Raw genomic sequence first — 23081 nt, forward strand, 5'->3', positions numbered from 1 at the left:
GTATTCGCGAGCAAGCCCGCTCCCACATTTTGATTTGTGTTCTGCTTCAGGATTTCGCCATTACCGCAACAAACAGCGGCGATTCCAGAAAGCGCTCAAGCCAAACCTGTAACCGTTTATACGAAGTACCGGCAAACCACACTCGATCCACATGGGCATACTGACGCACGAAGGGCGCCAGTGCAGCATCCGCCAGGGTCAGGTGGTTGGCCAACAGGTAATCGCGCTCGGCCAACAAACCGTCGAGCTTGTGCAAAAACACCTCGCCCTCGGCCCGATAATGTTCCATCGGTTGCTCCGGGTAGCGTTCGGCGTACTTGTATCGATTCAAGTGATGTTTGAACACCTGATCGTTCTCGGCGATCAGTTCCGCCACTCTCGGGTCACCCCGCAGCAACCAGTCATCAGGGTCGTGCTGTGCCAACGCCCAGTGCATGATTTCCAGGCTTTCTTCAATCACCCGGCCCTCGACGCAGAGCACCGGCACCGTACCCTTGGGCGACAGCGCCAGCATCTCGGCTGGCTTGGCTTTGAGGCTCACCTCGACGATCTGCACCGGCACGCCTGAATAGCGCAGCGCCAAGCGCGCCCGCATCGCATACGGGCAACGCCTGAACGAATACAGCAGCGCTTCACTCACTTGACCTCCAGCGTGCTCAAGCCATTGCCCTGACGCTTGACCTGAATCTGCACCGGAATCCGCTCGTGCATTTCCTGCACATGGGAAATTACCGCCACCTTGCGGCCCTGGGCTTGCAGGCCGTCAAGAGCGTCCATGGCCAGTTGCAGCGATTCAGGGTCGAGGCTGCCGAAGCCTTCGTCGATAAACAGCGACTCGATCTTCAACGTGCTGGACGCCATCGACGCCAGGCCCAATGCCAGGGCCAGCGACACCAGGAACGTCTCGCCACCCGACAACGAATGGACTGAACGCAATTCGTCGCCCATTTCCGTGTCCAGCACCAGCAGGCCCAACATACTGCCGCCGCGCTTGAGACGGTAGCGGCGAACCAGTTGGCGCAATTGCACGTTGGCGTGGTGCACCAGCAAGTCAAGGTTGTAGGCCTGGGCGATCTTGCGGAAGGTGTCGCCGGAGGCCGAGCCGATCAGCGCATTGAGCCGTGCCCAGCGCTGCCATTGCTCGTACGCTTGGGTGATTTGCCCGGCCAGCGCATGGTTGGCGTCTTGACGGCGCTGGTCTTCGGACTGGCGGGCGCGCAACTCGATAACCAGTTTCTCGCCTTCGGCCAGTTGCTGATTGAGCGTCGCGAGTTCGCCATCCAGTTGCTCGGCTTCCAGCCCGCCATTGTGCTGGGCATGATGCTCGGCGAGGCGCTGTTCGCGTTCCTGCAACAGAACCCTGGCTTGCTCGACGGCTTTTTCGCTGCCGTGCAACTGCTGGCGCAATTCGGTGACTTGCGTGTCATCAAAGGCCAGCAGGCGCTCGAGCCCGTTGCTGTCCAGCTCCGGGTGCTGGGCGCGCCACTCGTTGAGGCGCGTGTCGAGGGTCTGTTGCTCGGCGTGCAGCGCGTGTTGGCGTTCCTGCAGGGCCTTGAGGTCGGCAGCCAGCTGGATCAGCGTATTACGGATTTCCTGCAATTGCCCGTTAGCATCGGTTTCGCTCTGGCGTGATTGCGCCACGGCGGCGTCGAGCTGTTGCTGCCAGTGTTCGGCGCTGAGGTGTTGGCCGAGCAGGGCGCCGAGTGTTGCCTGTACCGCCTGTTGCTGCGTGGCCAGTTCGGTCACGGCGAGTTGCGCAGCGTCCCGTTGTTGCTGGCGATGCTGCTGATTGCCTAGCTCTTTGTCGAGGGTTTGCTGGCGTTGCTGCTGTTCTTCCAGCTCCTCGCGTTGGCGATCCAGCTGCTCGCGGCGCTGGCTGACCTGCTGGTCCAGTGCCATGAAGGTGTTGGCCGGGTCGCTGCGCAAGCCGTCCAGCGTGTCGGCCGGCAACAGGTTGGCGAAGGCGCTGAGTTCTTCTTCGAGGCGCTCGCGGTCGTTGGCCAGTTCGCGTTGCTGGTCCACCAGCAATTGGCGCGCTTGCCCGCTGGCCTCCTGCGCCGCTTGCAGTTGCTGCTGCAAACGCCCGGCGTTTTGTTGCAGGTTGAGCAGGGCGCCCTGGCGGTGTTCGTCCTGGGTGATGCTTTGCGTGAGCTGGCTGAGTTGCTGGGCCAGCCAGGCGCTGCGCTGGGCGGCGTCCTGATTGAACAGCGACGCTGACAGTGGGTGCGCTTCCAGGCTGGGCGTCAGGCCCTGCTGCTGAATCGCTAGCTGTTCTTGCTGTTGCAGGAACTCCTTCTGCTGGGCGATCAAACCGCCGACTTCACCGCGCAATTCGGTGAGTTTTTCCTTAAGCGTATCGACGGTTTTTTGTGCGTTGGCTTCTTCGCTTTCGTCGTGGCGGCCAAGGCTTTGCAGCAGCGCTTCTGGCTGGTGGTACGGATGCTCATGGCTGCCGCACACCGGGCAGGGCTGGTCGTCCTGCAATTGTTCACGCAATTCTTCGACGCTGGCACTGCGCGCCAGGCGCTGGCGTTCCAGCAGCTGCTTGGTCACCGTCAGGGTTTGTTCGGCAACCGTCAGCTCGGCTTTGGTTTGCAGGCCATTGCCGTTGAGTTTTTCCCGTTGCTGGGCGGCATCTGCCAGTTTTTGCGCGATCAGGGCGGCTCGTTGATCGAGTTGCTGCTGGCTGTCCCACAAGCGCGTGAGGTCTTCAAACCCACGCTGCTGCTTGCGATTGTCCTGCAAGAGGCTGGCGAGCAATTGAATCTGCTCGGCCACGGCATGGGGTTCGGCACCGGCTTCCTGATACAGCAGGGCCAGCGCATCGCGTTGTTGGGTGAACTGCTCGGCAGCGGCCGTTGCGCGTTGCTCCAGTTGCGGCAGCTCGGCCTGGCCCTTGTTCAGGCGGTTGCCGACCAACATCAATTGTTGCAGGCGCTCGCGGTAGGCGGTCCAGGCGTCGCTCAGCGGCGCGAGTACGGCGCTGCGTTCCAGCTCGGCGGCCAGACGTTGCAGGCGCTCGGCCACTTCGGTTTGCTTGTCCTGCAAGCTTTTGAGTAAAGCCTGGCCTTCAGCGCAAGCAGTTTCCTGTCGTTGGCTGTCCTCGCTGCGCTTGGCCAGTTCTTTGGTCAGGTGGGCGAGGGTGTTGTGTTCTTCAAAGGCCTGACGCAGCAATGGGGCAGCATCGGCCTGGTTTTTCAGGGCGTCGGCCAGTGCCGTTTGCGCAGCGGATTGCTGCTGCTGCGCCTGCTCCTGGCGCGAGTGCAGCGTGGTTTGTTGCTCGATGTGTTGTTGAATCTGCTCGGCGAGCGGCGTCAGCAATGCGGCGACCTCGGCCTGGCGCGCAAACTGATGCCGCTGTGGCGCCAAATGGTCCAGCCGGCTCAAGTCCTGACGTTGCGGGCCCTGGCTTTCCCAGTGTTGCCGGGCCAGTTGCAGCTGTTCGGCGGCGCTGAGTTGGCGCTCCTGCCATTCACGCAGTTCCTTGAGCCAGGTGTATTGCGTCTCCAGCTGTTTAAGCTGCGCTTGCTGGCGCTTGAATTGCTGCTGCGCCTGCGCCAGTTGCTGATCCAGCTCGGCGCGGGCTTCGGCGGCCATTGGCGTCACGCCGCTCGCCTGGTCTTGTAGTTGCTTGTGGGCGTCCTTGGCGTCTTTGGCCTTGTCGAACGCGCGGCGGCCCAACTGGGTGTAAAGCGCCGTGTCGGTGAGCTTTTCCAGGAGTTCACTACGCTCGTTGTCGTTGGCTTTGAGGAACGCACTGAACTCGCTTTGCGCCAGCAACACCGCACGGGTGAATTGCTCGAAGTTCAGGCCCAGGGCCAGTTCCAGCTGCGTCTTGTATTCGGTCTTCTGGCTGGCGAGCAGTTGGTCGCTGTCGAGATCCGTCAGGCTTTGCCGGCTGTTTTGCAGCTTGCCGCCGGCCTTGTCGCGGGCGCGGTTGGCCTCCCAGCGTGCGCGGTAACGGTGACCATTGACGCCGACAAAATCCACCTCGGCATAACCGCCGCCCGTACCACGGCGCAACAAGGTACGCGGGTCACCAATGGAAATGTCGCTGTCGGCGTCCGGCATCTTGGCCTGGCCGGTGTCGTCCAGACGCGGCACAGCGCCGAACAAGGCCAGGCACAGCGCATCGAGCAGGGTACTTTTACCGGCGCCGGTCGGGCCGGTAATCGCGAACAGCCCGGCGCTGGCCAAGGGTTCGGCGGTAAAGTCGATTTCAAACGGGCCAGCCAGGGAGGCCAGGTTCTTCAGGCGGATGGCGAGAATCTTCATGGCTGTTCGCCCTCCTGTTGCACTTCCTGAAGCAGTACGGCGAAATCCTTCAGGGTTTGTTCGTCCACTTCGCTGCCATAACTGTCCTGCCAGGCGCGGCTGAACAATTCCTGGGGCGTGAGCTGGTCGAGTTCGATCAGGCGGTCTTCGTTGTCGTCTTCGCCACCTCGTTTGCCTGCGTATTCGGCGGCGATGCGCACCAGGCGCACGGCCTTGCCTTGCAGGGCGCTTTCGATTTGCTGGCGCAGGTCGGGTTGCGGTTCGTCGAGGCGTACGCGTACTTCCAGCCACGGGTGGCGTTGGGTTTCGGCGAGTAGGTCGATGTCGGGCAGTTCGGCAAGCTGCTTCAGAATATCCGCCAAGGGCGCGGCTTCCAGGCGTTGCAAGTCGACCGAGCGCGGAATCAGGATCGGTTCGACACCCACCAGGGATTGGCCCTGGAACGTCACGTCGAGAATCTGGTGCTTGTAGCCGATTTCGGAAAACGACAGTGGAATGGGTGAGCCGCTGTAGCGAATACGTTCCTCGCCGTTGACCTTTTGCGGCTTGTGCAAATGGCCGAGGGCCACGTAGCTGACGGTTCTATCAAAGAGCTTGGCGGGCAACGCCTCGGCATTGCCGATGATCAGGCTGCGTTCGGAGTCTTCCGACACCGACCCGCCGGCCATGTGCGCGTGGCTGACGGCAATCAGCGCCTGGCCTTTCTTGCGTTTGGCATTGGCGGCGGCAATCAGCTTCTCATGCACCTGGCCAATGCCAAGCAGGTAGTCGTCACCCAACTGCGCGCCGGTCACTTCGGCCGGGCGCAAAAATGGCAGTGCCAGGCACCAGCCGGCGATCTTGCCTTTGGCGTCAGGTAGCGGAATCAACAGGCGTTCGGCATCCAGCTGGCCATCATCCAGCCACAGCACACGGCCGAGCGCGTGGGTGCGCAAGCGGCGCATCAACGGCGCAGGCAGTTCGATGCGCGAGCCGGAGTCATGGTTGCCGGCGATCATCACAATGGTGAGTTTCGGGTTCTGTTCGTGGGCGCTGATGATGAAGTCATACAGGCGCTCCTGGGCCTTGAGCGGCGGGTTGACCGTGTCGAAAATATCGCCGGCGATCAGCAGCGCATCCGGCTGTTCGGCCTTTAATTGGCCGAGCAGCCACTCAAGAAAACAGGCGTGTTCGAAGTCGCGTTCCTGGCCATGCAGGTTTTGCCCAAGGTGCCAGTCGGAGGTGTGAAACAGACGCAAGGCGAACTCCGTGGAAGAGATGAAAAGGAGGGGAGTTTACCTGTAAAGCGGATGCAGTACGTCAGACGACACAGATCAACTGTGGGAGCGGGCTTGCTCGCGAAGGCGGTGTGTCAGTCAACACATCTGTTTCTGACACACCGCCTTCGCGAGCAAGCCCGCTCCCACAGGGGTTAGGCGGTGTGCAGGCAGTTCAGTGCGCGGTCGGCGAGGAGTCTGGCGTTGTCGATCAGGTGTTCGGTGGCGCCGGCCAGGTGGCGTTGCTCGTCAGTCAGCGCCTGGGTTGTGCCGGCAGCTGTGGCGGCGGCACAGCGCAGCAGGTCGCAGATTTGGATCAGGGCGTCTTCGAAACTGAGGTCGTGGTGAACGGTGAAGGAGGCGGGTGGGTCTGGGACGATTTTGTTCATGAATGAAACTCCTACTAAGTTGGGGAGCCATCCTGATGTCGTTTCCACGCGACAAATTAGGTGGCAGCCATACGCGGGGTGGAAATCCGAGTAGTAGGACTCGGCCAGACCGAAGTCTGCCCGCGTACAGCCGCCATTGAGCGTTTGCATACGATCATGACGCCTACTAATTTCCAGGTTTCCACACCCGATCGCTGATATGCAGCGACGGAGCGAAGGCTAGCCAGTGAAGTCAGCAGGCGCAAGGCCGTGGGATTGTCTAGGAAACTTCCTGCAAATTAAAGGGATAGGGATTGCTGGCCTTTAACAATGCATGTCGCCCAGACAATACCGACCAAGTGTGGGAGCTGGCTTGCCTGCGATGGCATCACCTCAGTTTGGCTGAAAAACCGAGGTGGCTGCATCGCAGGCAAGCCAGCTCCCACAGGGGTTTTGTGGGGTGTCAGAGAGTCGGGTTACTTGGGATACAGCGGCGGCAAACTGGTGGTGTCGGTCGCCGGGTCTTGCTCGCGCTCGGCCACCGGGATGGCCTTGACCGCGCGCCACAGGTCTTCGCCCAGCCAGAAGTGCCCGCTTTCGCTGTAGAGCGCGCCGTTGAGGCCGTCCAGGGCGTCGGATAGCGGCACAAAGCGCGCCGCCATATCCGCCAGGGTTTCCGGCTGTTGCCGCGCCCACGCATCGAGGGCCTGGCGCGTGGCTTGGGGGTCGTTGGCCTGGGTGGCGCGCTTGAGGTCGTCGAGCAAGGTGCGTGGGCTCGGGCCGGTTTGTGCGGCGCGTTGCACGGCCGGTTGGCGACGGGCGCGCCACCACAGGCTGAAGCCGAGCAGGGTGGTACAGGCCAGCAGCAGGGTGCTGAGTTGCCACAGCCACAGGCGGTTGTCGTCCGGCGCGGTGATCACCGTGGGCGTAGCCGGAGTGTCCACCACCAGGCTCGGGTTGGTGGCCACTTGCAGGGTGCGCGCGGGCAGGTTGGTGCGTTCCAGGTGATCTTCGTGAGTGTTCCACCACACCACTTCCACCGCCGGCAGTTCCACGGCGCCGGCGCGGGTGGGCACCAAGGCTTCGCGATCTTCACGGCTGCCGATCAGGCCCCGGTCGTTGTTCTGATTGCCGAGCACCGGCTGGTCGGGGTAGCGGCGCAGGCCATTGATATCGCTGCTGGGCAGGGCCGGCAGTTGCGCACTGGACAGGCCTTCGGCCGTGACCGTGAGGCTGCGGGTCAGCGAATCGCCAACCTGCACGTGGTCCGGCTCGGGGTTCCAGGCTTCGCTGAGGGTCAGGCTGCGCGCGGGTATCCAGGGGGCGTCGGCGGGGTAGATCGCGGGTTTGGCCTTGACCGTCAGCGGCAATTCGGCAGAACTGACGTGAATCAACTTGCCCGGCTTGGTGCCCTGCAAGGTGTTTTCCTGGGGCGGGCGCGATTCCACCAGCGTGGCGCTGAAGGTTTGCGCCGGAATCACCAACGCACCGCTGTGCTGCGGGTAGATCGCGTAGCGGGTTTCGATCACGCCATGGCGAATACTGTTGATGACTTTTTCATAGGTGCGCGACTCGCCCAGTTGCTCGATGCGCGCATCGGGAATTTGCAGCGGCGTGAGGCTGCTGTCGTCGTACAGCGACACCGAGTGGTACACGCGCACAGTCAACAGTGCCTGAGCCTGCACGTACACGCTGCTCTGGTCGAGGCTGGTTTCGATGAACACCGGCGCCAGCTCGGCGCTGGTGTTCTGGCTCGCCGTTTCGACCACTTGCAGGCTGATGGGCTGGGTCTTGAGCTCGCCCACTTGCAGCGGCGGAATCACCACCGTGCCGTTTTCCCTGGGCAGCAGGGTGATGATCCAGCGCGTGGTGGCATGGTTATCGCCGCCCAGGGTGGTGAGCTGGTTGATCTGGCGCGTGCCGCTGACTTCGAATTGCGCATCCAGGGGTGACAGGTCGGGTTTGCCAAACTGGGTGACGTCGCTGGATTCCACCGTCAGTTCCACCGTTTCCCCGGAATTGAGGCGGCTGCGGTCGACGCTGGCGGTCAGGTTCGCCGCCTGGGCGTGGCCTGCCGATAACGCGAGCAGAAGCAGAAGGGTGGTGCGGCGGCTCATCGAGTCTTGTCCTGATGTTGTTGCTGTTCATACCAGAATTTGCGCCGCAGCAGCTCGCCGGGGTTGTCCGGAATCTCCCGCAGCCATTGCTCCAGGGCTTGGCGGTGTTCGCCGTCGATGTTCGCATCGGCGGGGCGCAAAGGCGGCGTGGTGGTTTGTTCGTCGCCTAATTCGCTGCCCGGCACTTCATTGCCGCCCGGTTGCGGCGTGGCATTCGTCTGGGTGTCGCCTTTGCCGGCTTCGCCCTGGCCCTGTTCCGACTGTTCGCCACCGGTACTGTTTTGCCCACTCGCACCCGGTTGCGCAGTTTGGCCGGGTTGGGTGGTTTCGTCATCCTCATTTTTGACAGGCTTGGCCGGTTCGGGCGCAGCCTTTTCCTGCAGGATTTTCTCCACCAGCGCCTTGTTCTTCAAGGCCGGCTGCAGGTCGGGCTGGGCTTCCAGCGCCTGTTCGTAGGCGTCGACTGCGGCTTCCAACTCGCCTGACCTGGCCAGGGCATTACCTCGATTGTAGTGAGCGTAGGCGTCATTGCCCTGGGCAAAGCGCTTGATGGCTTCGGCATAGTTGCCGGCCTCGTACAGCGCCACGCCTTGCCATTGCGGGTCTTCGAAGTGTTCGGCGGCTTCGGCCGGGCGCTTGTGCTTGAGCAGGTACTGGCCCTGCTGGTCGGGGCGCAGCCACAGGTCCTGAAGCTCAAAGGCATAGCTCGGTTGCGGCGCACCGAGCAATAACAATGGCAGGCAAAACAGCCAGCCGCGGCGCCCGGCACAGGCGGCCAGCAGCAGCAAGGGCAGCAGCAGCCAGTAGCCCTGGTCGGCCCAGGTGTCGAGGTGCAGCAATTGGCCGTCGTTGCGCAGATTTTGCGGGCCGTCGAGCAGGTTGAGTTGGCGCAGGTCTTTGTCGTCCAGGCGCGCTGCGCGGTAGCGGCCGCCCATTTCGCTGGCGAAGGCCTTGAGCGTCGGGCTGTCGAGGCGCGGCACGAGGATCGCGCCTTGTTCGTCTTTGAGGAACTCACCGCTTTCCTGGGTCACCGGCGTGCCTTCACGGCTGCCGATGCCGAGGATCGACAAGGTGGGGGCCTGGGCACCTTGCAGTTGCAGGCGGATGCCCTGGCGCTCCTGTTTGGACAGCGAGGAGCCCACCAGCAACAAACGGCCCTGGCCGAGGCCGCCTTGCTTGAGCAGGCCCATGGCCTTTTCCACTGCCAGATCGGCGCGGTGGCCGGGCTCGGGCATGATCGAGGGGCGCAAGGCTTCCAGCAGGTTGCGGCTGGTGGCCAGGTCGTCAGAGAGCGGCACCAGCGTGTGGGCGCTGCCGGCATACACAACAATGGCGGTTGGCGCGTTATCCCGCGCTTGCAGCAGGTCGTAGAGCTTGCGTCGTGCCTGCTCCAGGCGGTTGGGCGGGCTGTCGGTGGCGAGCATTTCCGGGGTCAGCTCCAACAGCACCACCACCGGGTCGGACGGCTTCTGGCTGGACTGTTCAACCCTTTGCCAGCTTGGGCCGAGCAGCGCCAATACCGCCAGCAGCCAGGCGATGCCCAGCACCACCCACGGTGATTTGCTCTCGCGGCCATTGCCGCCACTGAGCAGCACGGCATGAAAGGCCGGCGGCAAAATCATCTGCCAGCGCCCCGCGCGTTTTTGCCGGTGCCACAAGTGCCAGAGCAGCCAGCCGAGCAGCGGCAGCAGCAATAGCCAACCGGGGCGGAACAGGTAAGGCCACAGGTCGCTCATCGACGCCTCCGCAAACGCAGACGTTTGAGGCGCTGGCGCCATTCCGGGTGCTGCTGCAGGAAAATCCCCTTGGACGACAGCCTGTTGAAGGCGCGTTGCAAGGCGTTGTTCGGCCAGCGTTCCTGGATCACCAGCAACATGCTCAAGATCAATGCCAGGGCCAGCGGGGCGCTGTACAGCGCTTGGGCCGGGCGGGCCTGGGTGGGTTGCTGCGCTACGGGTTCGAGCTGATCGAGGGTTTCCTTGATTTTTTCCAGCTCGTCGCCGTCGCGGGCACGGAAGTAGCGGCCACCGGTGGCGTCAGCGATGGCCTTGAGTGCCGGTTCGTCCAGGTCCAGGCTCGGGTTCACGCCGAGAATACCCAGCGAGCCGGTTTGCTCGGGGTCGGCGCCGATGCCGATCGGGTAGATCTTCACGCCTTCTTCAGCGGCCAAACGCGCGGCGGTCAGCGGGTCGATCTGCCCGGCGTTATTGGCGCCGTCGGTGACCAGGATCAGCACGCGGCTTTGCGCCGGGCGCTGGCGCAGGCGTTTGAGCGCCAGGCCAATCGCATCGCCGATGGCGGTGTTTTTACCGGCAATGCCAATACGCGCCTCATCCAGCCAGGTGCGCACGGTGCGCCGGTCGAAGGTCAGCGGCGCTTGCAGGTAGGCCTGGCTGCCGAACAGGATCAGGCCCACGCGGTCGCCTTCGCGGCTCTCAAGGAAGTCGCCGAGCAAGTGTTGTACCAGGCTCAGGCGGCTGACGTCGTCGTCTTGCCAGTGCATGTCGGGAAAGTCCATGGAGCCGGACACATCCACCGCCACCAGCAAGTCGCGGCCACTGGCGGCAATCGGCAGAGGCTCGCCGAGCCATTCCGGGCGCGCGGCGGCGGTCAACAGCAGTAGCCACAGCACCACGAATGGCGCTTGTTGGCGCCAACCCGGCAGGTTGGCGCGGGCGCGGCGGCGGGCGAGGCCTTCGAGGTCGGTGAGGTAGCTGACTTTCAGCGCGGGTTCACCGCTGTCCGCCACCGGCAGCACCAGCCGCATCAACCAGGGCAAGGGCAGCAGGGCGAAGATCCACGGCCAGGCGAACTCAAACATGTTTGCGGATCCAGGTGTCGACGGCTTGGGTCAAGCCGGCGATGGCCTTGTCGTCGAGTTTGCACTCAGGCTTGTAGGCGCCTTCCACCAGCACCATCCAGCGCGTAAGGCCCGCCGCCGGGCAGCGGTTGTCGAGGAATGCCAGCCATTTGCGGCCGTTGAGGGTGTGGCTCTGGCTGTAGGGGTAGTCGTTGCGGCACAGGCGTTTGAGCAGGCCATTGAGCTGTTGCAGCCAGGCACCGGCGGGGGCGCCATCGTAGGGTTTGGGCATCAACGCCAGTTCGGCCAGGGCGGCGATGCGCAGCGGGTCCAGCGGCTGTTCGGCGCGGGCCACCGGCTGGCGTTTGGGCAAAAAGCGCCGCAGCCACCACAGGCCCCAGCCCACCAGCGGAATCACCAGCAGCAACAGCCACCAGCCCGGTGCAGGCGGCCAGAAGCCGATCGACGGCGGGGCGATCAACGGTTGCAACTGGTCGAGGCTGCTCATTGCTTTTTGACCGGGCGTTGCGGGTTGAGGTATTCGCGCAGTTGCTCGACCATTTCGCCTTGGGTGCTCAACGGCATCAGCAGAATCCGCAGTTTCTGTGCGAGCAGTTCCCAGCGGGCGATACGCGCTTCGGCCTGGGCTTTGTAGGCCTGGCGCAGATCGAGGTTCAGCGTGTCCAGTTCCAGCTGGGCGCCTCTTTGCGCAAAGCGCAGCAGCCCGGCAGCGGGCAGGGCGTGGTCGAGCGGGTCGGAGATCGGCAGCAGCAACAGGTCACAATGGCGCGACAGCAAGCTCAACTGCTGCTCGGCACCTTCGGTCAGGGCGCGCTCGTCGCCAATCACGATCACCAGGCTACCGGGGCGCAGCACTTCGCGGGCACGGCGCAGGGCCATGCCCAAGGCGTCGGCCTCGGGGCGGCTTTCGGTGTTCAGGCTCTGGTTGACCCGCACCAGCCGGTTGAGCAGTTGCAGCAGGCTTTGCTTGCTGCGCCGGGGTTTGATTTCGTAGTGCTCGCTGTCGCCAAAGACCAGCCCGCCGACACGGTCGTTATGCCCCAACGCCGCCCAGCCGATCAAGCTGGCGGCCTGCGCCGCCAGCACTGACTTGAACATCTTTCCAGAGCCGAAAAACAGCCGGCAGCTTTGCTCGACCATGATGAAAATCGGCCGTTCGCGTTCTTCATGGAACAGCTTGGTATGCGGCTCCTGGGTGCGTGCGGTCACGCGCCAGTCGATGGTGCGCACATCGTCGCCGGCCTGGTACACGCGCACCTGGTCGAAATCGACGCCACGCCCGCGCAGCTTGGAATGGTGCAGGCCAATCAGTGGGCTGCGCTGGCTGGGCGTGGAAAACAGCTGCACTTCGCGCACGCGGTGGCGCATCTCAATCAGTTCGCTGAGCGTGACGCGGATTCCATCGCTGGCATTCATAGGGTTCAAGCGACGGCAACGACGTCAAGAATGCGTTGCACCACGCGGTCCTGGTCAATGCCGGCGGCTTCTGCCTCAAACGACAGAATGATGCGGTGGCGCAGCACGTCGAACAGCACCGCCTGAATATCTTCCGGGCTGACGAAATCGCGACCGGCCAGCCAGGCGTGGGCACGCGCGCAGCGGTCAAGGGCGATGGAGCCGCGCGGGCTGGCGCCGTAGGCGATCCACTCGGCCATTTCCGGGTCGAACTTGGCCGGGGTGCGGGTGGCCATGACCAGTTGCACCAGGTATTCCTCCACCGCGTCGGCCATGTACAGGCCGAGGATTTCCTTGCGCGCGGCGAAAATGGCTTGCTGGCTGACGCGGCGCTCGGGCTTGGTTTCTCCGTTGAGCGCTTCGCCGCGGGCCTGTTGCAGGATGCGGCGTTCGACGGCGGCGTCCGGGAAACCGATTTTGACGTGCATCAGGAAGCGGTCGAGCTGGGCTTCGGGCAACGGGTAGGTGCCTTCCTGCTCGATGGGGTTTTGCGTGGCCATGACCAGGAACAGCGGCGACAGGTCGTAGGTGCTGCGCCCGACACTGACCTGGCGCTCGGCCATGGCCTCCAGCAGCGCGGATTGCACCTTGGCCGGGGCACGGTTGATTTCGTCCGCCAGCACCAGGTTGTGAAAGATCGGGCCTTGCTGGAACACGAAGCTGCCGGTTTCCGGGCGATAGATCTCGGTGCCGGTGATGTCGGCGGGCAACAGGTCGGGGGTGAACTGGATACGATGGAATTGCGCTTCAATGCCTTCTGCGAGCTCTTTGATGGCCTTGGTCTTGGCCAGCCCCGGCGCGCCTTCGACCAGCATGTGGCCGTCGGCGAGCAGGGCGATCAGCAGGCGATCGATGAGTTTTTCCTGGCCGAGAATCTGCGTGGAAAGAAAGGTTCGCAGCGCAAGCAGCGCTTCACGATGTTCCATCGATGACGGTTCCTGGAGAGATGAGCCCGAACGCTGAAAAAAACGCCGGGCCTGGGGGGCCTACTTTAATCCATCGCGGGGGGTGGCGACTAACGGCGTGGGGGGTATTTTTGGCAAAACTTGTAGGAATTTTGTGTGGAGTGCACAGATTGCGCCTGGTCTTGCTCTATTCATGTGGGAGCTGGCTCCCACATTTGATCTTCGGTGCATTCAGATCCGGATGAAGGTGCCGGTGCCTTTGAGAATGTTCTGCAGGGTTTCTTCAACTTCAGCCAAATCCGCCGCCGCGGTGCTGTGGGTGATTTGCAATTGGTCCTTGCCGCCCAGCGCGTCGGCATCGCCGGCCGCCAGCTCCACCAGCAGTGTGGTGTTGCCCAAGGTGACTTTCAGCCCGTCCAGGGTCGATGGCTCGTAGTCCCAGGTCAGTTCCACTTCATCTTCGTCCGGGTAACGGGTGAGCATGAACATCTCGCCGTTTTTACCGTGGCAGCAGAGCATGGCCATGTTGTCTTCTTCGTCATCGCACGGGGTGGCCATCAGTGCGTCGGTGTTCAGTTGCAGCATGGGTAATCCTGTCTGGGGGAGAGCGCAGCGCAGCAATTGTGCCACTGCGGCGAATTTTGTGCTGCATCCTGTGTCAGACCCAGTGCATGACCTGACGGGCTGTATCAGTCATTTCTGGTACTCGCAGGCTCGGAAATAGCTGGTTTTTCTGTCGGAAAATCCGGGTTGCCCAAGTCGCAACCCCCAGCCTGCGTACCGATGACCGAATATGTCGCAGCGTCGCAAGCAGCGGTCTTCCTACACTCGTTAAGCTGCGCAACGGATGTGCCCTGTGCCAGGCGCCTGACCTGCCCGTCGTATCGTCACCCGGCAAGGTGCGCATCCCGTGGACGTTGTATGTGACCTGACTGTCTCTTGCAGCTTCACCCACCTGTCACTCCGATTCGCTATTGTGCTTTTATCTTCACTGGCGAACAGAGCTGACGGTCTCCCCGCAAGGGGATAACACGCGACGCTTTCATCAATAACAAGCCCAAGCGGAGTACCACAGATGGCGTTCTTCACCGCAGCCAGCAAGGCCGACTTCCAGCACCAACTGCAAGCGGCACTGGCGCAGCACATCAGTGAACAGGCACTGCCACAAGTGGCGCTGTTCGCGGAACAATTTTTCGGCATCATTTCTCTCGACGAACTGACCCAACGTCGCCTCTCCGACCTGGCCGGTTGCACCCTTTCTGCCTGGCGCCTGCTTGAGCGCTTTGATCACACCCAACCGCAAGTGCGGGTCTACAACCCCGATTACGAACGTCATGGCTGGCAGTCGACCCACACCGCGGTCGAAGTGCTGCACCATGACCTGCCCTTTCTGGTGGACTCGGTGCGCACCGAGCTGAACCGCCGTGGCTACAGCATCCATACCTTGCAAACCACCGTGCTCAGCGTGCGCCGTGGCAAGAAGGGCGAGTTGCTGGAAATCCTGCCCAAAGGCACCCAGGGCGAAGGCATTCAGCAAGAATCGCTGATGTACCTGGAAATTGACCGCTGCGCCAACGCCGCCGAATTGAACGTGCTGAGCAAAGAGCTTGAGCAGGTACTGGGCGAAGTGCGCGTGGCCGTGGCCGATTTCGAACCGATGAAAGCCAAGGTCCAGGACCTGCTGGCCGGTATCGACGCCAGCCAGTTCGTGATCGACGGCGAAGAAAAAGCCGAGATCAAGAGCTTCCTGGAATGGCTGGTGGGCAACCACTTCACCTTCCTCGGCTATGAAGAGTTTGTGGTACGTGACGAGGCGGATGGCGGGCATATCGAATATGACGCCGGTTCGTTCCTCGGCCTGACCAAGTTGCTGCGTGCCGGCCTCACTGCCGAAGACACCCGCATCGAAGACTACGCCGTGGCCTACCTGCGTGAACCGACCGTGCTGTCGTTCGCCAAGGCTGCGCACCCAAGCCGCGTACACCGCCCGGCTTACCCGGACTACGTGTCGATCCGTGAGATCAGCGCCGACGGCAAGGTCATTAAAGAACACCGTTTCATGGGCCTGTACACCTCGTCGGTGTACGGCGAAAGCGTGCGGGTGATTCCTTACATCCGCCGCAAGGTCGCGGAAATCGAGCGTCGCTCTGGCTTCCAGGCCAAGGCTCACCTGGGCAAAGAGCTGGCTCAAGTCGTTGAAGTGCTGCCGCGTGACGACCTGTTCCAGACCCCGGTCGACGAGCTGTTCAGCACCGTGATGTCGATCGTGCAGATCCAGGAACGCAACAAGATCCGCGTGTTCCTGCGCAAAGACCCGTACGGCCGTTTCTGCTACTGCCTGGCCTACGTGCCGCGCGACATCTATTCCACCGAAGTGCGCCAGAAGATCCAGCAAGTGCTGATGGACCGCCTGAAAGCCTCGGACTGCGAGTTCTGGACCTTCTTCTCCGAGTCCGTGCTGGCCCGTGTACAACTGATTCTGCGGGTAGACCCGAAGAACCGCCTGGACATCGACCCGCTGCAACTGGAAAAAGAAGTGGTGCAGGCTTGCCGCAGCTGGCAGGACGACTACGCCAGCCTGGTGGTGGAAAGCTTCGGCGAAGCCCAAGGCACCAACGTGCTGGCCGACTTCCCGAAAGGCTTCCCGGCCGGCTACCGCGAGCGTTTCGCGGCGCATTCGGCGGTGGTCGACATGCAGCACCTCAACAGCCTGACCGAAGCCAATCCGCTGGTGATGAGTTTCTATCAGCCGCTGGGCCAGGTGTCCGGCCAGCGCGAGCTGCACTGCAAGCTCTACCACGCGGACACCCCGCTGGCGCTGTCCGACGTGCTGCCGATCCTGGAAAACCTCGGCCTGCGTGTGCTGGGTGAGTTCCCGTATCGCCTGCGTCACGCCAATGGCCGTGAGTTCTGGATCCATGATTTTGCGTTCATCGCCGCCGAAGGCGTGAACCTGGACATCCAGCAGCTCAACGACACCCTGCAGGACGCGTTCGTGCACATCGTGCATGGCGACGCCGAAAACGATGCGTTCAACCGCCTCGTGCTGACCGCCGGCCTGCCGTGGCGCGACGTGGCGCTGCTGCGTGCCTATGCACGCTACCTGAAGCAGATCCGCCTGGGCTTTGACCTGGGTTACATCGCCAGCACCCTGAACAACCACACCGACATCGCCCGCGAGTTGACCCGGTTGTTCAAGACCCGCTTCTACCTGGCGCGCAAGCTCACCGCCGACGACCTGGAAGACAAGCAGCAACGCCTGGAACAAGCGATTCTCACGGCACTGGACGACGTTCAGGTGCTCAACGAAGACCGCATCCTGCGTCGCTACCTGGACCTGATCAAGGCCACCCTGCGCACCAACTTCTACCAGACCGACGCCAACGGTCAGAACAAGTCGTACTTCAGCTTCAAGTTCAACCCGCATGCGATTCCCGAGCTGCCCAAGCCGGTGCCGAAGTTTGAAATCTTCGTGTATTCGCCGCGTGTTGAAGGCGTGCATTTGCGCTTTGGCAACGTCGCCCGTGGCGGCCTGCGCTGGTCCGACCGTGAAGAAGACTTCCGCACTGAAGTGCTCGGCCTGGTGAAAGCCCAGCAAGTGAAGAACTCGGTCATCGTGCCAGTGGGTGCGAAGGGCGGCTTCCTGCCGCGTCGCCTGCCGTTGGGCGGCACCCGTGATGAAATCGCGGCCGAGGGCATCGCCTGCTACCGCATCTTCATTTCGGGCCTGTTGGACATCACCGACAACCTGAAAGACGGCGCCCTGGTGCCACCGGCCAACGTCGTGCGCCATGACGACGATGATCCGTACCTGGTCGTTGCAGCGGACAAGGGCACTGCGACCTTCTCCGACATCGCCAACGGCATTGCCATCGACTACGGTTTCTGGCTGGGTGACGCGTTCGCGTCCGGTGGTTCCGCCGGTTACGACCACAAGAAAATGGGCATCACCGCCAAGGGCGCGTGGGTCGGCGTGCAGCGTCACTTCCGTGAGCGCGGCATCAACGTGCAGGAAGACAGCATCACGGTGGTGGGCGTCGGCGACATGGCCGGTGACGTGTTCGGTAACGGCTTGTTGATGTCCGACAAGCTGCAACTGGTCGCGGCCTTCAACCATCTGCATATCTTCATCGATCCAAACCCGAACCCGGCCACCAGCTTCGTCGAGCGCCAGCGCATGTTCGAGCTGCCGCGTTCGGCCTGGACCGACTACGACACCAGCATCATGTCTGAAGGCGGCGGTATCTTCTCGCGCAGCGCGAAAAGCATTGCCATCTCGCCACAGATGAAAGAGCGCTTCGACATCGCGGCCGACAAGCTGACCCCGACCGAACTGCTGAACGCCTTGCTCAAGGCGCCGGTGGACCTGTTGTGGAACGGCGGCATTGGTACTTACGTCAAGGCCAGCAGCGAAAGCCACGCCGACGTGGGCGACAAGGCCAACGACGCGCTGCGCGTCAACGGCAACGAGCTGCGCTGCAAGGTGGTGGGCGAGGGCGGTAACCTCGGCATGACCCAACTGGGTCGTGTGGAATTCGGCCTCAATGGCGGCGGTTCCAACACCGACTTCATCGACAACGCCGGTGGCGTGGACTGCTCCGACCACGAAGTGAACATCAAGATCCTGCTCAACGAAGTGGTGCAGGCCGGTGACATGACCGACAAGCAGCGCAACCAGTTGCTGGCGAGCATGACCGACGAAGTCGGCAACCTGGTGTTGGGCAACAACTACAAGCAGACCCAGGCCCTGTCCCTGGCCGCGCGCCGTGCCTACGAGCGTGCTGCCGAGTACAAACGCCTGATGAGCGACCTGGAAGGCCGTGGCAAGCTGGACCGCGCCATCGAGTACCTGCCGACCGAGGAGCAGCTCACCGAGCGCGCCGCGACCGGCAAGGGCCTGACCCGTCCGGAGCTGTCGGTGCTGATCTCGTACAGCAAGATCGACCTCAAGGAAGCGCTGCTCAAGTCGCTGGTGCCGGACGACGAATACCTGACCCGTGACATGGAAACCGCGTTCCCGCCGAGCCTGGTCGCCAAGTTCGGCGAGGCCATGCGCCGTCACCGTCTGAAGCGCGAGATCGTCAGCACCCAGATAGCCAACGACCTGGTCAACCACATGGGCATTACCTTCGTTCAACGGCTCAAGGAGTCTACGGGCATGAGTCCCGCGAACGTTGCTGGCGCTTATGTGATCGTGCGTGACATCTTCCACCTCCCGCACTGGTTCCGCCAAATAGAAGCCCTGGACCACCAGGTTTCCGCTGACGTGCAACTGGAGCTGATGGACGAGTTGATGCGCCTGGGTCGCCGGGCCACGCGCTGGTTCCTGCGCAGCCGTCGCAACGAGCAGGATGCTGGCCGTGACACCGCGCATTTCGGTCCGCACCTGGCGGCGTTGGGCCTCAAGCTCGACGAACTGCTGGAAGGCCCGACCCGCGAAGGCTGGCAGAACCGCTACGGCAAATACACCGAAGCCGGTGTGCCTGAGCTGTTGGCGCGCATGGTTGCAGGGACTACGCACCTGTATACCTTGCTGCCGATCATCGAAGCCGCCGACGTGACCGGGCATGACGCTGCCGAAGTGGCTAAAGCCTACTTCGCTGTTGGCAGTGCGCTGGACTTGCCATGGTATCTGCAGCAGATCAGCGATCTGCCGGTGGCCAACAACTGGCAGGCCCAGGCCCGCGAAGCCTTCCGCGACGACGTGGACTGGCAGCAACGCGCGATCACCATCTCTGTACTGCAAATGGCCGACGCGCCACAAGACATGGAAGCCCGCGTGGCCCTGTGGCTTGAGCAGCACAAGGACATGGCCGATCGTTGGGTGGCGATGATGGTGGAAATCCGTGCTGCGGTCGGCACGGACTACGCCATGTACGCGGTGGCCAACCGTGAGTTGCTGGACCTGGCGTTGAGCGGTCAGTCGGTGTTGCAGCCGGCTTGACCCTTCAGTAAAACAAAAGCCCCCGTATCGTGAGATGCGGGGGCTTTTTGTTGGAACACTGTTTATCAAACAGAGATGGCACGCGTCCGCGGGCGATGAAGATCAAAGGTGGGAGCTGGCTTGCCTGCGATAGCGGTTTATCAGTAGATAAATGATTGGCTGACCCGCCGCCATTGCAGCGATGCGGCGACCCGGCAAGCCAGCGCCCACAGTTTGTTTCCCTCCGCTAAGGTGCGGCGGTGCTCAGGCAAGGCTGGATGGCTGTTTTCAATGTGTTGTTGTTTTTCGGCAGCGTGAACGTTGCGGTCAACGGTTTGCCGCCGGCAAGAGCGGGTGCCAACGACACTGTCAGTGTTTGCCCCCGTGAGGCGCCACTGGCCCAGTAAGCCAGCTCGGCTCGCGGTATGTCGGCATTGAGCGCAAAGATCGTACCGACCTGAAACACCCCACCATGGGTCCAAACACCATTGGCCGAAACTTCGATGGCCGCGCGTGTTCCTGCGGTAATACGTAACGGACCGTTTGCACTGGCATCCGGGCCTTCAAACGGGTCGCTGTCGAAGCCCAGCGATTGCGGTGAGATGTGCAGGGTGAGGCTGGCTGCCGGATTCTGCGGGTGACAGCTGATTTCCAGGTTGGCGTTGGTGTGGAAGTCGCCGTAAGCGCTGTCACCAAAAGTACGGGCTGTCAGCATCGGGCCGTCCGGGTAGGGCCGTTCAAGCAACCATACCGGGTGCGCTGGCGTGATGATTTGAGTGGCTGTCGACTCATTACCCGCCTGCGCAAAGGGGGTGAAAAGAGCGGCTATCAGCGTAAAGGCCAAGGCTTGCATTGAGGTATTCGTCCGTGTGTGAGGCTTTATGAAAAGCCCACATTGTGCAAATTTCAGCCGGCCTGCTCTGTCAGCCAATACGCACCTTGATCGCGATTACGCTGTCTATACGGTAGTCCGCTTTGGCGCTGGTGTGGGAGCTGTAGTCACCTGGGAATCAGTGGTGTTTCAGCAATTTGCTTTCCAGGTGGTCCAGGTGTTGGGTCATCAGCGCTATTGCGGTGGCTGAGTCCCGTTGTTCGACGGCCTCGACAATCGCCATGTGCTCTTGCCACGCGCAATAGGTGCAGGCTTTCGCTTCAAACTGGGCAATGACCAGTGATGTGAGCGGCACCAGGCTGTTGAGAAACTGCGCCAGCGGTGCATTCCCGGCAATTGCGGCCAAGTGCAGGTGAAACTCCCCCGACAACCGGATCGCCGGGCCGCGCTGGTCGCGTTCGATGCAGTCCCGCTCGCGGCCGATCAGCTCGCGCAATTGGCGGATCTGCACCGGTGTGGCCTGGGTACAGGCCAGTTGCACAACAGTAATCTCGGTCATTCGCCGCGCTTCGAGGATCTGCCGCGTCTGCTGCGCATCCGGCGACGCCACCTGGGCACGCTGGTTGGGCCGCAGAATAATCACTTGCTGATGCGACAGCTTGGCCAATACACGACGAATCACGCTACGGCTCACGCCAAAGGTGTCGCCCAGGCTTTCTTCGGTAAAGCGGCTGGACGGCGCAATGCGTTGCTCGAGAATGGCGTCGAACAAGCGTGGGTAGATGTCGTCCACCGAGGGCTTTTTGCCAGCCACCAGGCGCATGGCGGGCAGGGTGGCGGTGACAGCGTTACGTTGCTGGGCGTGGGCGGTCATGGCCGGTCTCCAAAAAAATCAGCTGCCCAGATGGTCGTCCGGGATGTTCAAGCGAATACCCATGCGCAGGCCTTCCTGAAGAATGTGCCGACGCATTTCGGCGCTGGCCAGGGCGCTGTTCTTGTTGCGGATGGCGCGGACCACGGCTTCGTTTTCCTGCAGGCGTTCGGCCAGGTGTTCCGGCGAGTTGCGCAGCACCTGGGCGCTTTGTTTGAGCGCGTTGCTGGTTTGCTGCACCACGTTCTGGAAGATAGGGTTGGAGGTCAGGGCGAACAACTCTTCATGAAAGCCGATGTAGGCGTTCATGCCGGCTTCGGCATCCTCGGCGTCGAGGGCTTCGCGCATGTCCATCAAGGTCAGGCGCAGTTGGCCGACTTCTTTGCTGCTGATGGATTGGGCCACCAGGCCGACGATGAAGGGTTCGAGGGTGTAGCGCAGTTGCAGGATGTCTTCGAGGCTGGCGTCGGCGACGGCGTCGCTCGATTGCGGCTCGGTCACACTGGCTTCCAGCACCACCACACCTTTGCCGGGCATGGAACGCACCAGGCCGAGGGTTTCCAGCACGATCACGGCTTCGCGCAGGCTGGGGCGGCTGATGCCCATCTGTTCGGCCAGTTCACGCTGGCCGGGCAGCATTTCGCCCCGGCGCCACTGGCCGCGCGCCAAGGCGGCGCGCAGTTTTTCTACCACTGAATTGACGACGGTTGAGGTGCTGATCACGTCTGCGTCTCCTTGATGGTGCAAATACGGTCGTGAGCATGGCGACTCTTAACTGTGGGAGCGGGCTTGCTCGCGAATGCGGTCATTCAGTCAATACGTCTGTGACTGACCCAGCGCTTTCGCGAGCAAGCCCGCTCCCACATTTGATCGATGTCGCTCATACAAAGAATTCAGAACTCCTGATGCGCCGGCAACACTGGCTTCTTGGCCTGGAAGGCATAGCCTTGCTGGCCGTCGAGCACCTTGTTGGCGCGTTGCAGGTCGATGTCTTTCTCCCAGCGGGCAATGGCGACGGTGGCCACGCAGTTGCCTATCAGGTTGGTCAGCGCGCGACCAATGCCCATGAACCAATCCACCGCCAGCACCAGCACCAGGCCCACCACCGGAATGGCCGGGATCGCGGTGAGTGTCGCCGCCAGAATCACCAGCGCCGATCCCGGGATACCGTGGGCCCCCTTGGAGGTGATCAACGACACCAGCAGAATGGTCAGCAAGTCCGTCATCGACAGCGGCGTGCCGGTGGCGTTGGCGATAAACACGATGGCCAGGGTCAGGTAGATCGAGAAACCGTCGAGGTTGAACGAGTAACCGGTTGGAATCACCAGGCCCACGGTGGAGCTGCCAATTCCCAAGTGTTCGAGTTTACGCATGATCTGTGGCAGCACCGCGTCGGAGGAGGCGGTACCCATCACGATCAGCAGTTCTTCACGCAGGTATTTGAGCAGCGGCAGCATGCGCAGGCCGGAGAGACGCATCACCAGGCCCAGGATCAAGCCCACAAACGCAAAGCAGGTCAGGTAGAACAGGCCCACCAGGCTGCCCAGGTGTTGCAGCGAATCCAGGCCGTAAGTGCTGGTGGTAAACGCGATGGCGCCAAACACGCCGATGGGCGCCAGGCGTACGATCATGCCCATGATGCGAAAGATCACGTGGCTCAGCTCGTTGATCAGCCGCGAAATGCCCGAAGCCGCTTCGCCCACCAGGTTCAGCGCGCTGCCGAACAGCACCGAGAACAGCAGCACTTGCAGCACGTTGTTGTCGGCAAAGGCGCCGATTACCGAGTTGGGGATCAGGTCCATCAGGAACTGGCTGGTGCCGCGAATGTGCTGGCCCTTGTCAGCCAGTTCATTGAGGCCGGCGGAGGACAGTTGCTCCAGGTGAATATTGGCGCCTTGGCCGATGCCGGTGCTGAAAGCCATGATCAGGCCGATCACCAGTGCGACAGTGGTGAGCACTTCAAAGTAGATAACGGACTTGAGGCCGATACGCCCGACTTTTTTCAGGTCGCCGGCGCCGGATATGCCGCTGACCACCACGCAAAACACGATCAGGCCAATCAGCATTTTGATCAGCTTGATAAAGCCGTCACCCAGGGGTTTGAGTTGCGAGGAGAATTCGGGAAGGGCCAGGCCGCAGATGATGCCGAGCATCAGGCCAATCACGACTTGCAGGAAAATCGAACGCGAGCACCATCTGAGCATGGGAGGGATCTCTATTCGGTGCCCTGGTGGTTCCAGGGCTTAATTGTTGTGGTC

General features: G+C 62.2%; 16 protein-coding genes. 1 reads left to right on the forward strand and 15 read right to left on the reverse strand.

The genetic code is table 11. The features are described 5' to 3' along the window. Positions 1-46 precede the first annotated feature (46 nt). From AB4P94_RS20285 to AB4P94_RS20335, 11 genes are all read right to left on the reverse strand, one after another. Entirely contained in the window at positions 47-640 is a 594-nt protein-coding gene (locus AB4P94_RS20285) for a glutathione S-transferase (RefSeq protein WP_395607116.1), read from the reverse strand. Further along, entirely contained in the window at positions 637-4275 is a 3639-nt protein-coding gene (locus AB4P94_RS20290) for an AAA family ATPase (protein ID WP_395607117.1), read from the reverse strand. The genes AB4P94_RS20285 and AB4P94_RS20290 overlap by 4 nt, the downstream gene beginning before the upstream one ends. Next, positions 4272-5513 (reverse strand): exonuclease SbcCD subunit D C-terminal domain-containing protein, encoded by a 1242-nt coding sequence (locus AB4P94_RS20295; RefSeq protein WP_395607118.1) that lies wholly within the window; start codon positions 5511-5513, stop codon positions 4272-4274. The genes AB4P94_RS20290 and AB4P94_RS20295 overlap by 4 nt, the downstream gene beginning before the upstream one ends. 173 nt (positions 5514-5686) lie before the next feature. Then, positions 5687-5920, reverse strand: a complete 234-nt coding sequence (locus tag AB4P94_RS20300; protein ID WP_395607119.1) for a DUF6124 family protein — start codon at positions 5918-5920, stop codon at positions 5687-5689. 455 nt (positions 5921-6375) lie between these two features. Further along, entirely contained in the window at positions 6376-8016 is a 1641-nt protein-coding gene (locus AB4P94_RS20305; protein ID WP_395607120.1) for a BatD family protein, read from the reverse strand. Next, positions 8013-9752: a tetratricopeptide repeat protein gene (locus tag AB4P94_RS20310; protein WP_395607121.1), complete on the reverse strand. Its 1740-nt coding sequence runs from the start codon at positions 9750-9752 to the stop codon at positions 8013-8015. The genes AB4P94_RS20305 and AB4P94_RS20310 overlap by 4 nt, the downstream gene beginning before the upstream one ends. Next, positions 9749-10837, reverse strand: a complete 1089-nt coding sequence (locus tag AB4P94_RS20315) for a vWA domain-containing protein (protein ID WP_395607122.1) — start codon at positions 10835-10837, stop codon at positions 9749-9751. The genes AB4P94_RS20310 and AB4P94_RS20315 overlap by 4 nt, the downstream gene beginning before the upstream one ends. Then, the gene (locus tag AB4P94_RS20320) at positions 10830-11324 is read right to left on the reverse strand and encodes a DUF4381 domain-containing protein (protein ID WP_395607123.1); all 495 of its coding nucleotides are present in this window, start codon (positions 11322-11324) and stop codon (positions 10830-10832) included. Before AB4P94_RS20320 ends, AB4P94_RS20315 begins: the two co-directional genes overlap by 8 nt. Next, positions 11321-12253, reverse strand: coding sequence for a DUF58 domain-containing protein (locus AB4P94_RS20325; RefSeq protein WP_395607124.1), 933 nt, complete (start codon positions 12251-12253; stop codon positions 11321-11323). The genes AB4P94_RS20320 and AB4P94_RS20325 overlap by 4 nt, the downstream gene beginning before the upstream one ends. 5 nt (positions 12254-12258) lie before the next feature. Beyond that, positions 12259-13218, reverse strand: a complete 960-nt coding sequence (locus AB4P94_RS20330) for a MoxR family ATPase (protein WP_003174327.1) — start codon at positions 13216-13218, stop codon at positions 12259-12261. A 210-nt stretch (positions 13219-13428) separates the two neighbouring features. Next, on the reverse strand, positions 13429-13782 hold the full coding sequence (locus tag AB4P94_RS20335; RefSeq protein WP_395607125.1) for a hypothetical protein: 354 nt from the start codon (positions 13780-13782) through the stop codon (positions 13429-13431). 490 nt (positions 13783-14272) lie between these two features. On the opposite strand from AB4P94_RS20335, the gene AB4P94_RS20340 reads away from it, so the two are divergent. Next, the gene (locus AB4P94_RS20340) at positions 14273-19141 is read left to right on the forward strand and encodes an NAD-glutamate dehydrogenase (RefSeq protein ID WP_395607126.1); all 4869 of its coding nucleotides are present in this window, start codon (positions 14273-14275) and stop codon (positions 19139-19141) included. Between the two features lie 226 nt (positions 19142-19367). On the opposite strand, the gene AB4P94_RS20345 is transcribed toward AB4P94_RS20340, so the two are convergent. The 4 genes from AB4P94_RS20345 to AB4P94_RS20360 form a co-directional block, all read right to left on the reverse strand. Continuing rightward, positions 19368-20051 (reverse strand): hypothetical protein, encoded by a 684-nt coding sequence (locus tag AB4P94_RS20345; RefSeq protein WP_395607127.1) that lies wholly within the window; start codon positions 20049-20051, stop codon positions 19368-19370. Between the two features lie 79 nt (positions 20052-20130). Next, a complete protein-coding gene (locus AB4P94_RS20350) occupies positions 20131-20826 on the reverse strand; it encodes a GntR family transcriptional regulator (protein WP_395607128.1) in 696 nt (231 codons plus the stop codon). An 18-nt stretch (positions 20827-20844) separates the two neighbouring features. Then, positions 20845-21546, reverse strand: a complete 702-nt coding sequence (locus AB4P94_RS20355) for a FadR/GntR family transcriptional regulator (RefSeq protein ID WP_395607129.1) — start codon at positions 21544-21546, stop codon at positions 20845-20847. Between the two features lie 170 nt (positions 21547-21716). Further along, positions 21717-23042 (reverse strand): C4-dicarboxylate transporter DctA, encoded by a 1326-nt coding sequence (locus AB4P94_RS20360; protein ID WP_395611367.1) that lies wholly within the window; start codon positions 23040-23042, stop codon positions 21717-21719. Positions 23043-23081: the final 39 nt, after the last annotated feature.

Origin of the sequence: Pseudomonas sp. B22129, from assembly GCF_044218875.1 — a bacterium.
GTDB lineage: Bacteria > Pseudomonadota > Gammaproteobacteria > Pseudomonadales > Pseudomonadaceae > Aquipseudomonas.